Source organism: Myroides odoratus, assembly GCF_965118575.1.
Lineage (GTDB): Bacteria > Bacteroidota > Bacteroidia > Flavobacteriales > Flavobacteriaceae > Flavobacterium > Flavobacterium odoratum_B.
This window is the reverse complement of record NZ_CBCPHW010000011.1, coordinates 105,986-123,031: the sequence shown is the minus strand read 5'-3', so window position 1 is coordinate 123,031 and position 17,046 is coordinate 105,986. Positions and strand designations below refer to the sequence as shown.

General features: G+C 34.6%; 11 protein-coding genes. 5 read left to right on the top strand and 6 right to left on the bottom strand.

Annotated elements, in window-relative coordinates; genetic code table 11:
• Positions 1 to 4 precede the first annotated feature (4 nt).
• The gene (locus ACMHJ2_RS10960; protein WP_413512897.1) at positions 5 to 625 is read right to left on the bottom strand and encodes an L-threonylcarbamoyladenylate synthase; all 621 of its coding nucleotides are present in this window, start codon (positions 623 to 625) and stop codon (positions 5 to 7) included.
• Between the two features lie 30 nt (positions 626 to 655).
• Positions 656 to 2,992 carry an ATP-dependent helicase gene (locus ACMHJ2_RS10955; protein WP_413512896.1) on the bottom strand — a complete coding sequence of 779 codons (2,337 nt, stop codon included), beginning with the start codon at positions 2,990 to 2,992 and terminating at the stop codon, positions 656 to 658.
• 117 nt (positions 2,993 to 3,109) lie between these two features.
• On the opposite strand from ACMHJ2_RS10955, the gene ACMHJ2_RS10950 reads away from it, so the two are divergent.
• The 5 genes from ACMHJ2_RS10950 (at position 3,110) to ACMHJ2_RS10930 (ending at position 11,866) form a co-directional block, all read left to right on the top strand.
• A complete protein-coding gene (locus ACMHJ2_RS10950) occupies positions 3,110 to 3,643 on the top strand; it encodes a hypothetical protein (RefSeq protein WP_413512895.1) in 534 nt (177 codons plus the stop codon).
• A 29-nt stretch (positions 3,644 to 3,672) separates the two neighbouring features.
• Entirely contained in the window at positions 3,673 to 4,497 is an 825-nt protein-coding gene (locus ACMHJ2_RS10945) for a DUF4197 domain-containing protein (protein WP_413512894.1), read from the top strand.
• Between the two features lie 292 nt (positions 4,498 to 4,789).
• On the top strand, positions 4,790 to 8,011 hold the full coding sequence (locus ACMHJ2_RS10940) for a hypothetical protein (protein ID WP_413512893.1): 3,222 nt from the start codon (positions 4,790 to 4,792) through the stop codon (positions 8,009 to 8,011).
• Between the two features lie 40 nt (positions 8,012 to 8,051).
• Positions 8,052 to 9,923, top strand: coding sequence for a transglutaminase-like domain-containing protein (locus ACMHJ2_RS10935; protein ID WP_413512892.1), 1,872 nt, complete (start codon positions 8,052 to 8,054; stop codon positions 9,921 to 9,923).
• Complete coding sequence (locus tag ACMHJ2_RS10930; RefSeq protein WP_413512891.1) at positions 9,920 to 11,866, top strand: hypothetical protein; 1,947 nt, start codon at positions 9,920 to 9,922, stop codon at positions 11,864 to 11,866. The genes ACMHJ2_RS10935 and ACMHJ2_RS10930 overlap by 4 nt, the downstream gene beginning before the upstream one ends.
• A 156-nt stretch (positions 11,867 to 12,022) precedes the next feature.
• Here ACMHJ2_RS10930 and ACMHJ2_RS10925 read toward each other — a convergent pair whose 3' ends face one another.
• From ACMHJ2_RS10925 to ACMHJ2_RS10910, 4 genes are all read right to left on the bottom strand, one after another.
• Positions 12,023 to 13,546, bottom strand: a complete 1,524-nt coding sequence (locus ACMHJ2_RS10925; protein WP_413512890.1) for a transferase — start codon at positions 13,544 to 13,546, stop codon at positions 12,023 to 12,025.
• Between the two features lie 494 nt (positions 13,547 to 14,040).
• Positions 14,041 to 14,586, bottom strand: a complete 546-nt coding sequence (locus ACMHJ2_RS10920; protein WP_413512889.1) for a putative glycolipid-binding domain-containing protein — start codon at positions 14,584 to 14,586, stop codon at positions 14,041 to 14,043.
• A 305-nt stretch (positions 14,587 to 14,891) separates the two neighbouring features.
• The gene (gene fabG / locus ACMHJ2_RS10915; protein ID WP_413512888.1) at positions 14,892 to 15,638 is read right to left on the bottom strand and encodes a 3-oxoacyl-[acyl-carrier-protein] reductase; all 747 of its coding nucleotides are present in this window, start codon (positions 15,636 to 15,638) and stop codon (positions 14,892 to 14,894) included.
• Positions 15,639 to 15,703: 65 nt separating this feature from the next.
• Positions 15,704 to 16,996, bottom strand: coding sequence for a Na+/H+ antiporter NhaC family protein (locus tag ACMHJ2_RS10910; RefSeq protein WP_413512887.1), 1,293 nt, complete (start codon positions 16,994 to 16,996; stop codon positions 15,704 to 15,706).
• Between the last annotated feature and the right edge of the window lie 50 nt (positions 16,997 to 17,046).

Here is a 17,046-nt window from a genome sequence, read left to right as displayed (position 1 = left end):
TAATTTAGAAAATATCGATGGATCCTTTTCCCTCTCTAATAATTTCTGGTTCGAATCCCGATAAATCAATAACAGTAGAGGCTTGATTATCACCATATCCTCCATCGATAATTAAATCTACCTTATTATTCCATTTTTCAAGGATAAGTTCTGGATCTGTGGTATATTCTAAAATCTCATCTTCATCGTAGATTGAAGTAGAAACAATTGGATTGCCAAGTTTGCGTACGATTTCTCTTGCAATCATATTATCAGGTACTCGGATTCCCACTGTTTTTTTCTTTCTAAATTCTTTCGGTAAATTATTATTACCTGGTAAAATAAAAGTATAAGGCCCTGGTAGGGCTTTTTTTAGGATTTTAAAGGTTGCTGTATCAATTTGCTTGATATAGTCTGAGATATTGCTTAAATCGTGGCAAACAAAAGAAAAATTAGCTTTATCCAGTTTGATTCCCTTGATACGAGCAATTCGCTCTAATGCTTTTGTATTGGTAATATCACAGCCTAAGCCATATACGGTATCCGTTGGATAAATAATCAATCCTCCATTTCTCAGTACTTCTACAACTTTATTAATTTCCTTTTCATTCGGATTATCTGGGTATATTTTTACAAATTGAGCCATATCAGTTTGATTTTTATTGTTTTATACAATTTACGCTAAAACTTGAAGCTTAGCAAATCGAAGTAATAGTTTTTTAATTCCTCCTATGTCAAAGTTTATTTCGGCTTTTCTGTCTGCGCCAACACCTTCTAAATTGAGAATTTCCCCTTGTCCGAATCGCTCGTGCATTACGCGTTGTCCAATTGTAAGACCACTATTAGAAGCATCGCCTTTACTCGATGTTGAAGCTGAAGCAACGGGTTTTAACTTGCGTATGTTACGATCTAAACCAGGTTCTTCGTTGTTTTTTAAATAAGCGGGAGGCGATCCATTAACTGGTTTCGCCAATCTCAACTTGCTTTTATCTACATCGCCAAAAATATCAGCGTCTATTTTAGGGGTATAGCGATAATTCGTTTCTACGGGTGTTAAAAACTCCAGGTATTGCTCGTCAATTTCTTGAATAAAGCGCGAAGGATCACAATCCATCAATTTTCCCCAACGGTATCTAGATTGTGCATACGTTAGATACGCTTGGTGCTCTGCACGGGTCAAAGCCACGTAGAAAAGTCTGCGTTCCTCTTCTAATTCCGTACGTGTACTGCTACTCATTGCACTAGGAAATAAATCTTCTTCCATTCCCACACAAAAGACGGTTGGAAATTCTAATCCTTTCGCCAAGTGAATCGTCATCAAGGCCACACGATCATCATCTCCTGTATCTTTATCCAAATCAGTTGCTAAGGCTACATCTTCCAAAAATTCGGATAACGAGCCTCTTGCACCATCGATTTCGCGTTGTCCTTCGATAAAATCTTTAATACCATTGAGCAATTCTTCGATATTTTCCATTCGCGTAATTCCCTCAGGTGTGGTGTCTTTACGCAATTCTTGTACTAAACCTGTTTTTTTCACCACATGCTCTACCATTTCATAGGCATCCTTCGTTTCATCAAGCGCCTGAAAGGCTTTCACCATATTGACAAAATCTGCCAATTTATTCTTGGTTCCTGCAGTAATTTTTAGGTCTATGCGATCAATATGACTCATCACTTCAAAAATAGAACGCTTGTAGTGATTCGCGGCAATGATTAACTTATCTAATGTAGTTGCGCCAATACCCCTTGCTGGGTAGTTGATAACACGCACCAAAGCCTCTTCGTCTTTAGGGTTGATAATTAAGCGTAAATAACTCAATACATCTTTAATTTCCTTGCGTTGATAGAAAGATAATCCACCGTAAATACGGTAGGGAATATCGCGTTTTCTCAAGGCATCCTCCATCGCACGCGATTGTGCATTGGTTCGATATAGAATAGCAAAATCACTGTTGTTTTTTTGATTTTGCATCTTTTCTTCAAAAATAGTTGAAGCGACAAAACGGCCTTCTTCTCCATCGGTCAAAGAACGGTGAACTTTGATTTTAGGACCAAAGTCATTCGCCGTCCAAACTACTTTTTCTAGTTTGACCTTATTCTTATCAATAATTGTATTCGCTGCTTCCACGATATTTTTTGTAGAGCGATAGTTTTGTTCTAAGCGATACATTTGCACTTTGTCAAAATCCTTCTGGAAGTTTAAAATATTATTGATATTCGCTCCGCGAAACGCATAGATACTCTGTGCATCATCACCCACGACGCAAATATTTTGAAAACGATCAGAGAGTGCACGTACAATCAAGTACTGTGAATTATTCGTATCCTGGTACTCATCTACTAAAATATAGCGAAAGCGATCTTGGTATTTCGCTAAAACAGCTGGAAAACGCGTAAGTAGTTCATTGGTTTTTAACAATAAATCATCGAAATCCATGGCTCCTGCTTTAAAGCATCGCTCTACATAATGCTCGTAAATCTCTCCGATACGCGGCCGTTTACTCATGGCATCTGCTTCTTGTAATTCCAGGTCGTTAAAGTACGCTTTTACCGTAACCAGGTTATTTTTGTAAGAAGAAATACGACTAGCGACTTCTTTCGGTTTATAGATGTCTTTGTCTAATTGCAATTCTTTGATAATCTGTGCGATTAAGCGTTGACTATCTTGTGAATCATAAATAGAAAAGTTACTTGGATACCCTAAATGATCGGCTTCTGCGCGTAATATTTTCGCAAAAACAGAGTGAAAGGTCCCCATCCAAAGATTCCTAGCTTCACTACTTCCCACAATTTGCGAAATACGATTTTTCATTTCTCGCGCTGCTTTGTTGGTGAAGGTCAAGGATAAAATATTAAATGCATCCACACCTTGGTGCATTAAATAGGCTATCCTCAAGGTCAATACTCTCGTTTTTCCAGAACCTGCGCCAGCAATCACAATCATGGGGCCATCTTTCTGTAATACAGGTGCTCTTTGAGCTTCATTAAGTTGATCTATGTAACTTTGCATAATGTCTAAAACCGTAAGAAGCCAAAATTACAACTACTATTAGTTTATAGCAAGTTTTGTTCGCATTAAAGCATTATATCTTCATCAATAGTATTACTTTTGTTGAAAATTAATTTCATGGACTTCACTTTTATTCCTACGATGATTCAATATGCGCTTCCTGCCTTAGTTGTGGCTGGTTTAGCGTATCTTTTTTTTCAAAAAATTATAGAAAAACAAACCCAAAGAGATCACTTTATTATTACCCAACTTTCTACTAAAGAATCGGGAATTGATTCTAAAGCGCTTAAATTACAGGCTTGTGAACGCTTGGTCATTTATGCCGAACGCAGTGATTTAAAAAAATTAATTTTAAGAATACAACCTTTAAGTACAGATACGCAAGCTTATGCTCATTTGTTGGTTCAACATTTAGAGCAAGAATTTGAATATAATGTTACCCAACAGCTTTATGTTTCGCAAGAATTATGGGCTATTGTGGTAGTAACCAAAAACGCCCTTATTACAACGATTCAACAAACAGCAAAACTGCCTGAGGCAACTTCTGCCTTGTTGTATCAAAATCTCTTGTTAAATGAATCGGTGAGAATCCAAAGTAAAGTGGATATTTTACTTCGAGCAATTAAAGAAGAGACGAAGTATAACTTATAGTAAATCAGTTCAATAAAATTAAAAAAGGTATGAGAAAAATTGTAATAAGCGCATGCTTGTTAGCGGGTGTTTTAGGAACTACTAACTCGGTACAGGCACAAAGTAAATTGGGCAATGTATTGGGTAGTTTATCCCAAGATCAAGTTGGAAAAGGGCTAAAAGAAGCTTTAGATAAGGGAATTCAAGAACAGGTTAGTCAATTGGCAAAACCCGATGGTTTCTTTAAGAATGAACTAGTTAAAATTATGTTGCCTGCTGAATTGCAAAAGGTGGATAAAACGCTTCGCTCTATGGGCATGGGGAGTTTGGCTGATCAAGGTCTTCAATTATTAAACCGCGCTGCTGAAGGTGCTGTTAAAGAAGCTACTCCTATTTTTGTACAAGCCATCAAGGATTTAACTTTTACAGATGCTAAAAATATTCTTTTAGGAGGTCAATCTTCGGCAACGAATTATTTGAAGGAAAAAACATCTAAACAATTAGCGGGTAAGTTCTCTCCAATCATTGAAGAGTCTTTATCTGAAGTTGGTGCTACCAAAGTATGGGAAGGTATTTTTACCAAATACAATAGCCTACCTTTAGTGTCTCCTGTAGATCCTGATCTTACAAAGTATGTTACGGAACAAACGATGGATGGGGTTTTTACGATGATTGCGGTTGAAGAAAACAACATTCGCGGTAATAAAGAGGATTCAAGATCTACGACTCTATTAAAAGATGTATTTGGCAAACAGGACCATACAGCAACCACTTCTTCTACGGCAAAGAAAACGGATACCAAGAAAACGGATACGAAGAAAGTAGACACTAAAGCAGAAAAAAAGAAAAGTTTATTGGATCTTTTTGGCAATTAACGCCAAAGAAATTAGATAACAGTAGGATAACCTAGCCTTAATAAATTATCCAAATAGAAACTAGATATTTGCAGAGTAAAATATTTAATTTCATTAAAGAAATAGGTAAGGTTAGTTGATAAAAAAGAAGGCGCACGGAAAATTCTATGCGCTTTTTTTTAATGTTATATACTTAAAAATTCTAAAAACCTCTATTTTACCTCCTTTTGTTCTTATTATTTACACAAGGAAGTAATATTTTTTAACTTTTTATTATGTTTGTTATCTTTGCCAAGATTAACGACCTATTAAAATGAAAAAGATTTACTTTCCTTTACTTTTCCTAACGACTGTTTTTTCTTCTTATGCCCAAGAGAAACTTACAACAAGCTATGACGTAAATGCCATAGAATCAAAAGCAATCAACTACCAAGAAAACAATCTAATTGAAAAAGCTATAGCCGAATATGCTAAAGTTGACGAGCTAGATACTGCGTATTTTGAAGCTCAATATCAAATAATTTCGCTATTGCTTAAGCTTGAAAAAACAGAAGAAGCAGAAAAATTATGTAAAAAGCTGATTGACCAATACGATACGGAACTTCCTTCTATTTATTTTCTGACCTATGCGACCATCAAAAGTGATCAAAAAAACTATGATGAGGCCCTATTTTATCTAGAAAAATCAAAAAACAAAGGGAGTTTAAATGTTATTACCAAGTACAACGAAGCCATTGTTTATTACAAAATAGATGAAAAACAGAAAGCTTTAGATCTTTTGAAAGAGGTGGTTACCCTTGCTCCTACGTATGGACAAGCTTATTATCTATTAGGGATTATTGCTATAGAAGATGGCAAAGCTTCCATCGGTCTTTTATCATTATTGACCTATTTATCCATTTATCCCGGTACAGAAGCCGCCGCTCAGAGTTTAAATCAGCTTAACCGAAATTTAGCCGAAATCTACACCCTTACGCCTCAGCTAAAATATTCGGAAGGAGGAGATGATTTTTCTGAATTAGACCTCATTTTAAAAAATAATCTAGCTCAACACAAAGATTATCCTTTAAAACTGGATATCGATAATCGAATTAGTAGAGTGATTCAAGCGATCTTAGTATATATGAATGAACACCAGGTACAAGGTGGTTTTTTTGAAAACAAATATTCTCCTTGGATGAAGGCCATTGTTCAACGCAATCTCATGTCTCCGTATACTTATATTTCCATGAGTTTATATGAAGATTCTTATAAAAAGCAATATAAAAAAAATGCGAAAATAATTAGCAATTATGCGGCAAATGAGTTGTATTTAAATATCTATCCCAAGTTGTATAAAGCAATCCTAGAGGGACAGATTTTTACTATTTCAAATTTGGATACAGGGTATTTTTACTATCAAGGGGATGATGGCAATCTCAATGGCTTAGCGATGCAATTCTCCCAAAACTATTACAAAGAAAGTGAAGGTTTTTTTAGTAACAACCAACTAGACGGTGAACTTAAACGCTATAACCCAAATGGTATTTTGACTAGTAGGTCCTATTACAAAGAAGATGAAATCAATGGACTTGTAACTACTTATTATTCTACGGGTAAAGTTTATTTGGAAGAAAATATGAAAGGTGATTTGAGCGATGGCCCTACTACTATTTACTACCCTATTTCTACTAAAAAGGGGGCTTTAACTTACAAAGAAGACCAACTTATAAACGAAGTTTCCTATTTTTTTCCTACAGGACAACAAGAATATAAATACAATTTAGTAGATGGAAAAAAGGAAGGTGAAATTCTAGTTTACAATGAAAAAGGCACTATCGTAAGTAGAAGTAATTACAAAAATGATAAGTCAGAAGGTTTAAGTCTAACCTATCAAATGAATGGAGACCTAAAAAGTGAGGCTTTATTTAAGGATAATGAGTATGTATACTATAAAGAATTTTTTGATAATGGACAACTTTCGTATCACTATCGGTATGAAAACACTAAATTGAAAGAAGCAGATTCATTCAGTGTTAAGGGGGAATTAGTGGGGCAAAAAAAATACAACACAGACGGTGATTTGGTAGAATCCATCATGTATGACAAAGGACAGGTCTACTTTATCGAAAAATACAAGAACAACAAAATTATAGAACGCCAAAGTATTAATCCAACAACACGACAGCTTGAAGTTACTTCCTTTAAGAATTACGGTCATTTTTACTATCCAAATGGTGTATTATATGCAGAAGGAAAAACAGTTGATGGATTATTAGAAGGGATTTGGAAGTATTATTACAATCATGGCCCTTTGTTTAACGAAACTACATACGTCAATGATATGCCAGATGGAGAAATTAAGAAATACAACTTTCTCGGTGAATTAGAAGAGCATTATTTTCTAGAAAAAGGAATGCTAACTGGTTTGTACAGTTATTATTCCAATGGAAAATTAAGCTATACTGGATTTTATAAAGAAGATCAACTACACGGACCATCTTCTTTCTATTATACTTACCCTCATTTAGATAATAAGCGATTTTACACCAATGGGGAGCGCGATGGCAAAGATATTTATTATTTACAAAGCGGAAGACCTTACCGCATAGACAAATATGAATATGGATCACTTGTACAGGTGGATTTTATCAATGAAAATAAGATAGAAACGCTGCACTTAGATCAGTATAAAGACAAAAGTACATTTACTGTTAATCAGCTGAATGTCAAAAGTATTTACACTTTAGAAAATGGAGCTTTTTATGGACCTGTCAAGCATTTGGATGTAACGGGTCAAACAGTACTTAGTTCCTTTCATTTAATCAATAATAAATATGATGGAGAGTTGCTAACTTACTATGCAAATGGTGTTTTAGATGATCGAACTACGTTTATTTTAGATAAGCGTTATGGCCCATATGAACATTTTAATCCTGATGGTAAACTAAGAACACGAGCTAATGCAATCAAGGGATTAAACTCAGGGAGCAGGATATTGTATTATCCAGAAGGTGAAAAGATACTTACTTCTAATTTTGAACTAGATTATCTAGATGGGGAAGAAATCTTATCCAACTCACAGGGTATGCCAGTACTAGTTTTAGTTTATGATTTAAATGTCTTAGTTGGTTATAAAACACTAACGGAATCCGATGAATTAAGTGATATCATTCCAATTACCTCCAATGAAACTCACGTAGAATCAAAATATAAGTCGGGTCAATTGGCTGCTCGAGTATCATTAGAAAAACAAACCCTTCACGGTGAATTAAACATCTACAATCCTAATGGAAAATCTGCCTATAGCCAGACATTTACTACTAGCAAAAAAGAAGGTATCGAAATGATCTACTACTCTACTGGTGCAATATATTCTACAACAACCTATCAAAAACAACAGCTTACCGGAGCTAAAATAATTTATGCTCTAACAGGAGAAAAACAATTCGAAATCAATTACAGCCAAGGAGAGCTTCATGGGGACTTTCATATTTTTGAAAATAATAAAATCAAACAAGCTTTTAAATATGATTCTGGTCTTTTATCTGAATAGAGTGAGCCTCCTCTGCCTTACCTTGCTCTGTACTTTTAGTATGCAGGGACAATCTCTTGCTCTTTTAACTGAAAAACACAAAGGGCACAGTGAAATTTTACTTGAACATAAACAAACGTACACGATTTCAAAAAATAAAGAGAAGTTAAAAATTACTAGAGATACCTATGAGGAATATTATTTGCTACAAAGCAATAAAAATAATTATACGCTATCGGATTACACTATTTTTTCGGAATTAAATCCACTGGTATCCTTTGATGCCTATACCTTAAGTCTACAAAATGATAAATATAAAAAAATAGCACCTAAAGGAATTAGTGAATCTGCCTATAACCGCAATTCTGTTTTCCATTCTGATATTAAAAAGAAAATGGTCAATTTTAGTGGATTAGTTCCTGGCTCGAAGCGAATCTTATCTTTTACCCATGAATTTGAAGATCCTTTCTTATTGCATCCATTTCGAATTATGTCTCATGTACCGAGTGAAAAAGTCATTTTTGAAATCATTTTAGACAAGGATATCGCCCTTGCTTTTAAAACCTTTAATACAGAAAAAACAAATATTGAATACAGGCAAGAAAGTAAACGAGGAAAAACGATACATCGTTGGACACTTTCTAATCCACCTCTCTTAAAAGTTGAAGCCAATAGTCCTGCTGCTGCTTATTTTGTTCCCTCTATCTATTTTTGGATTACGTCGTATCAGTCAAAGAATGAATCCATTAAACTCTTAGGTGAAGTTGATCAGTTATATGCTTATTATTTTAATTTTATTAAAAATTTAAATCTCGATTTAAATCAAGACTTTATTGACTTCACTGCTGATTTAACGAAAGAGGTGGATACAGAAGAAGACAAAGTAAAAATAATCTATCAATGGGTACAACAAAATATCAAATACATTGCTTTTGAAGCAGGGTACGATGGTTTTATACCCCGAAAAGCAGATTTAGTTTTTACCAGACGTTATGGTGATTGTAAAGATATGGCTAGTATTATCACTGCGATGTGTCATCTTGCAGGAGTCAATACGGTGTATATGGCTTGGGTAGGAACACGGGATATCCCCTATTCTTACTATCAACTTCCTACTCCTCAGGTTGATAATCACATGATTGCCTTTTATGATTCTGGCACCGATGGCATTTGCTTGGATGCTACGAATTCTTTTTTGCCTTTTGGAATGATTCCCCGTACTATTCAAACTAAAGAGCTTTTAATCGCTTTCGATTCTACAACGTATAAAATCCATAAACTTCCTATTACGCCAGGTGCAAAAAACAAAATTCGGACTATTGATTACTTGCAAATTGACAATTTAACCCTTACAGGTCAAGGTGAACTAAATGCATCGGGGTATTTTAAATCTATAATTAATGCTAATTTTACGTATGGCGGTAAAAAAAATAGAGACGAGATAACGGAACAGCTTGTAAATAAAGAGATTGCCAAATTAAAACTAACTAAAGTTCATGCAATCGAACACCTAGATTTATCCAACCAAGACGTATCCATCCGCTTTGATTATACCATTCCCAATGCTGTTATTGCTGCTGGAAAGGAATTGTATGTGGATTTAAACTTATATAAACCTTTTCACAAAAAAACAATTACACTACCCCGAGAGACTCCGTATGAAGTAGAACAGTTAGAACACTATGACAGTCAAGTTATTCTTGCTATTCCCCAAGGATACCGCATTAAATATCTACCTGCAAAGGAACAGATCACTACGGATTATATCGAGGCTAGCTTTGAGTTTAACGCAGTGAATCAAAGTATTGAATTACATGCCGTTGTAACCTCTAAAAAATTAATGCTCTACCCAGAAGACTTCTCTGCTTGGAATGAATCCATCAAAAAACTGAATGCCAATTACTTAGAATCTATTATTTTAGAAAAAATATGAAAAAACTTTTCTTCCTCATCACGTGCTTACTTCCTCTATTAGGCAGTGCTCAAGATTATGAATATAAAAACTTTAAATTTGATGATACCCCTTTTGAGCTTCCCAAAGAGTTAGCTTCAGAAAGTGAATTTATAATTCTACAAAGTACGCAGCTAGAATATATTAATCAAGACAATAGTTCTAAGCAAATTATGTCTTACTATATTAAAACCTATATTAATTCACAAGAAGCTATCGAGCGAAATAATAAAAAATATATTCCCATTCAACAAGGAGATCAACTGATTGAGATTAAATTAAGAGTGATACATAAGAATGGAAAAATAACCTTTTTAGATGAAAAATCGATTGAGAAAGAAATCAATACTCAAACAGGTATAGAAAACAATTACTTTCCAATAGAGGGTCTAGAAGTAGGTACTATCCTTGATATCCATTATGTTTTGATTACACCTGCAGAAATAAAAGGCAAGATTATTTACTTGCAAAATGTGTACTATGTACAAAAAAGAACCATTGAATTGATCTACCCTGATTACCTTAAATTTGTTAGTCGTTCCTACAATGGTGCTGTAGATTTGTTAGAAGATAAAGGTAAATATAAAGATAAGATTTCTTTTTATGGTGAAAACTCAAATATTCCTGCTATTGCAGATAATGAGCAGTATTCCAATTGGTTCAAAAATGCCATGCATGTCCATACTCGCTTTTACAGCAATAGCTATTCAGAAACTGTAGACCCTTTTGGAGAAAAGGAATTTACGGCAGAAATACATGCTAATTTACACCGTACTTTAGATAAAAATGAGCAAAAACAATTTCAGGATTTCTCCAAAAAAATCCAAAGGAATAAGGATGAATTAACACAAATCAGAGCAATTGAAAGTTACATAAAAACAACCATTCAACACAATTCATATCTTGAAAATACCTCACTTACTGAAATATTCAAATCCAAACAGGCAACTTTAAATGAATTAACTTTTCTATACATTAAACTCTTTGAAACTTTTGATATTCCTTATGAGCTTGTTTTTACAAGCAACCCTCATCTCGCTCCATTTGATCCCAACTTTGTCAGTTATGTAAGTCTAAGTAATTTTCTATTTTATTTTCCTAACATAAAAGCCTATTTAGATCCTGCAACTCTATATACACGTACGCCCATTATAGACTTAGCCTATCACGAGCAATATGGTTTATTTATTCAAAATAAAATTTATGCAGGGATAAAAATGGGAGTTTCAGACTTCAAAAAGATTGAATTGCCTTATTTCTATTCTAAAGATAGCGCAACTATCCATGTTGATTTAAGCAATCTAGAAAATCCGCTTGTATCTTCTCATTTAGAATTTACGGGAGAAATGGCTTCTAGTTATCAATCCTATCTCTATTTTTCATCTCCAATAGAAAGGGAAAGCATAGAGAAAGATCTTTTCGAAAGTTATACTATAGAAACTGACTTTATTTCTGCTACTACTACCCATGCAGATGTTGAACTTATTGGACTTAAACCCTTTATTTTAGATATTTCCTACAAGGCAACCGATTTACTCAAAAAAGCAGGAACTACGTTTATTTTTGAAATCGGAGCTGTTATTGGTAAACAGATGGAATTTTATTCCGATAAGCCTAGACAATTACCTATCCAACTTAGTTCCGCTCGGTCTTATAAACGTTCTATAACCTTAAAACTACCTAAGGGCTATCGAATTAAAAACGTCGAAGATTTAAATATGAAGGTCTATCTAGATCAACAGAATAAAAAATTAGCCTATTTTACGACGACCTACAAACAGGAGGAAGATATACTGCAAATCGAGAACTTAGAAGGGTATAATTTCAAAGAGCTACCTGTAAGTTATTGGGATCAATATCGAAAAGTAATTAATGCCGCCGCAGATTTTAATAAGTTATCTCTGATACTTGAAAAAAACAAGTAAGTACTGCTTAAATACACTTAGTTTAATTTTATAATAAAGAGCATAGGTAAAACCCTGTGCTCTTTTTTATTGTGTTTAAGGACAAGAGTCGCAAATAACGATATTTACTTGTAGAATATATTTGCAGTAGGAAAATACTAGAAATAAAAAATAGAATTATTCGCGATTTAATTCCACTAATCGAACGCAAAAATTCAATTGGTCTTCTTCGCTTGATTTTGCTATAATATTCGCTTCATTGCCATATTGATCAAAGAGTGAAAAATACATTTCTCCCCCCCATTCATAATACGACCACAATAAGCCTTCCCATAACTGATAAACCCAAAAACAAAGTCCATCCGCCTGGTGATTCTTAGTGACTACCTTTTTAAATTTACTCGATGTAAATTCAAATTTGAACGTAAATAGTGCGTTTTCATCTGCAACAAAAGAAGCGTCCGTGGAGATACAACATCGTTTATAAATACCGGTTTGTTTATAGTGGAACCATTTCCTTTCAATACACGAAGCATGGCGAATGGCGATTCCATCCTCTGAATTAAATTGAACGTAATACTGGGTTAATTTAGAATTAACTACACCATTCACATCTGTTTCGGTGACGGTTTGAACATCAATATTTGTTTGTACAAACTGGCGTTTAGGTACAACATAAAAAGATATATAATCAGCCAATAGCTCGCCATTGTTGTGCTCTAAAGACGTTGTATATTCGACGCGTTTCGTTTTCTCCAATCCATTGTATTTGGACCATTGTTTTATCTTCCCTCTCACACAAAGTCTAAAGGGTTTGAGAACCTGAGTAATGGAAAAATAGAATAAAGCGGAGGATTCTCCTGTACTTTGCATTTGATTGGCTTCTTTTGTAGGAGGATATACGTACAACCCCGGCTGATCGGAATACTTGATGTCTTTTTGAATTGGATTATTTTGCTCATCGACAAACTCAAGATGATCAAAAAGTTCTTTGGCCGATACCTCGATTAATTGATCCATTCGGTCGCGTGCCTCTAAACGAACCTTGATTGCAATTTGATGCTTACCATTGGCAAAAAGCGCAGCTGTTTTCTCTCCCTTTTCAGTAGTGATTTGCAATTGGGTCAAAGCGTTTATATCCTCCCAATTGTACAGATTTTTACCTACGCGATCATTATTAGAAACTACTGTATAGCCTCGAATATGTGCGTCTTTATAAATATAAGCTCGGTCTTTAATGGTTGCATGTCCATAGATCTGCACGTTATCATATACTTGGGCAAACCCTTCAATGGTGGCATAATCGTATATTTGGGCATAGGCAGAAATTACGGCATTCCCTGATACAGATGCGTTGCCATATACTTGCGCCGAGTCTTCAATAGAAGCATTGTCATAGATCTTGGCATAAGCTGTTACTAGGGCATAATCAGATACGGTAGCATTGCCATATACTAAGGCATCAGCCGTAATTTTAGCTGCGCCAGATACTTCAGCATTTTCACTAACTTTAGCGTTATCTAAAACTGATGCTTCTCCATATACTTTTGCATTATCTGCAACCCACGATTCGCCAAACTGACTTAAATTCATTTCACTTTGAATCCATCCTCCCTTTTTTCGCGTCTTTAAACACTCTATGCGCCAAAGTATACGGCCATTGTGTTCCATGGATTCATTGGTCATTCTATACTTATCCATTTCTATCGTTTTTTGGCTATTCGATTTCCTATGTCTAATTTTTTGTATTGTATTAAGGAGAAGTATATCAAGCTAGATATAGTATAAAATCTAAATATAGGTTGAAGTCTTGTATTGTATCTAAATCTTTAACACTCCTCCTTTTTAGAAACAACAGCATGAAGTTAGTAAAAAACCTACCTCAATACCCATTAGATCCGTTAAAACGTAGATCATTGGAGTAAGAACTCTAACAAAAGCATACTTTTTTAAAAAAGTGAATTTCAAATTGGCTTACAATAGCGATTTCTTTTCCCACCACCACTCCTTCTACATCCTAGGAAAAATAAGCGTTTCTATTTTCATTTTAGGTAGGAAATAACGCAAAAAAAGAGTCGTACTCAGCCTACGACTCTTTTTTTACTTTGATAGCTATTTTAACTGATAGTAGAAAGACAACAACCTCTTTTAGTCTATAAAAAAAAAGCGTTCATTACTTCGAGATTTTCGTGTTCTTAAACTATTTTAAACAAGCCTGGATACTCCAGAACTAGTCCATCTTGATCTACAGTAATGGTCGCTTCAAAATCACTCCATATATTCTTGTAATGATAGGTATTCTCAGTTAATTTGGTATACTGTTGTTGAACTAGGGTAAAATTTTCTTCCAAGGGATTAATATAAAGCACCGGAATTGTTTTCGATTCTCCAATACTTAGTTGCAAGCGATTAATAGGCAATGAATTTGTAAAAGGCGTAACAGAAATATCAATATCTAAACACGCTTTTAGATGGGGATATTCTTGTTCATCAAGCATCCATTGGTTATTTAATTTATGTCCACTCAACTGAAAATGACGTGGTCCTTCTTGACATCGAATATCAAAAAAACGCGTTTCCCAAGTAGAAGTGGCCACAATTTGATACTCAACCCCGTATATACGATTGTTTTTATTTCCGACTAGTTCACCTTTGCAATGAAAACTACCTTCTTTTTCAATACAAGTCAAATGTTCCACTGATAGTGTATCTACACCTAACCACGTTCGTTTTTTTTCCATCTAATTTAATACTATATATTTTGCAATTCTCCTGCTAATCCACTAAAAATAAAGCCTCTCTTTTTTACTTTAGTATCCTTTTCTTCTGGTGAAAGAGCCTAGCTATTGTTCAGTTGATATCGCCCTAAATTTCGGTTCATCTCCTTCCAATTCAGTTTAAATTTATCTTTTTTTTACTTATAAATCAACTATTTTTTTCGTTTTGTGATTTATGCGAAAGGTATTTCGTTTTACTACATTTTTTATATAAAAAAAGAGGATAAAACTATATTTCATCCTCTTTTTAGTATCTTTAAACTCGTGATTTAGGTTAACATTCCTCCATCTACATTCATTACTTGTCCTGTAATATAGGCAGACATATCTGATGCTAAAAACACACAAGCATTCGCTACATCTTTTGCTGTTCCACCGCGTTTTAAAGGAATCGCATCCGTCCATCCTTTTACTACGTCTTCTGCTAATTTAGCTGTCATTTCCGTTTCAATAAAACCTGGAGCAATTACGTTACAACGGATATTTCTAGATCCCAATTCTAAAGCAATTGATTTAGAGAATCCAATAACTCCCGCTTTAGAAGCTGCGTAATTTGATTGCCCTGCATTACCTTTTACTCCCACAACAGAACTCATATTGATGATAGATCCTTTTCTGTTTTTAAGCATCGTGCGTTGAACCGCTTTTGTCATATTAAAAACAGACTTCAAGTTTACTTCAATAACTGCATCAAAGTCTTGTTCAGACATTCTCATTAATAAGTTATCTTTTGTAATACCTGCATTATTAATTAAAACATCAATATTACCGAAGTCTTTTAAAACTTCTTCTACCAATTGTTCTGCGGCTACGTATTCTGCTGCATTTGATTGATATCCTTTTGCTTGAACACCTAAAGCTACAAGTTCATTTACAAGTTCGTCTGCTGCTTGTACGGATGAACTATACGTAAATGCTACATTAGCACCTTGCTCAGCAAATGCTATAGCTACACCTCTTCCAATTCCACGTGTAGCCCCAGTAATAATTGCTGTTTTTCCTTCTAATAATTTCATGAATATTCAAATTTTGTTTTGACCAATGGCAAATATAAACATTTTGTAATTTGAGTATAATTTTTTTACTGCGTTTGTACCTCTTTTCTAAAAAACATCATATATAATAGGGTTACTATAAGCAGAAAAACAAAATAATACCCGTGAGATACAAGCTCAAGATACCCCAATTTTTTATCCGTGAAACTCAACAGAATTAAGATTTGCGCTCCATAGGGTAAGACCCCTTGTACAATACAGGCAAAAATATCCAAAACAGAAGCCACATACGGGCGGTTTAGTTTGTATTCTGTAGCAATATCATTCGCTAGATTACCGACAACTAGAATCGATACTGTATTATTAGCCATACAAGTCCCTACACCCGATACAAGCGATGCTATACCAAAAACAGCTCCTTTGCTTGTGCGGATTCTCTTTTGCATGCTTGTCAAAATCCAAGCTAAGCCGCCTTGTTGTTCGATCATGCGAGCTAAACCGCCCGTTAACATTGATAATAGAAAGATTTCGGTCATCGAGTTGAATCCCAAATACGTATGATTTGCCAATCCTATCCAATCAAAATCAGCCCGTACTAAACCTATAATTCCAGCAGATAGAATACCTAAAAATAAAGCCACAAATACTTGAATCCCTAGCAGTGCTAATACAATAGTCAAAACATAAGGAATAAGCAATACATAATTGGCTTGCTCATTTAGATTCAAGGTTACCGTTGTAACGTCATTTCTCATAAATACAAGCACAAGTATCGTTAGCAAGGCGGCTGGCAGTGCGATGACAAGATTCGCTTTAAATTTATCTTTCATTTCACACCCCATGGTTTGTGTAGCCGTAATGGTCGTATCTGAAATGATTGATAGATTATCTCCAAACATTGCACCGCCAAGCAAAGCCCCACATAAGAGTCCCATAGAACTACCTGTTTTTTCTGCTAATCCTACAACAATTGGCCCTAAAGCAACAATAGTTCCAACCGAAGTTCCAATAGATAAAGATAAACAACAAGAGATAACAAAAATACCTACACCCAAATAGGCCACTGGAATATAATATAGCCCAATATTAACCATGGCTTCTACCCCGCCAATTGCTTTGGTTATTGTAGCAAATGCACCTGCTAACAAATAAATCAGACACATAGTAATGATCTTACTATCTCCACATCCTTCTATTAATGCAGTTATCCGTTGATTAATTGGCGTTTTATAAAATAAAACAAAAGCTGTAATAATTCCCAAGCTTATGGCTATAGGAGAAGGTAATTGATAAAAATTATCTAAGGCTATCCCGCAACCTAAAAATACGGCCACAAAAACGACAAAAGGGATTAAAGTGTACAATTTATTTTCTGACATATCTCTATTTTTTATACGCTAAGAACAAGTGGTAAAGATTCACCTCGTCA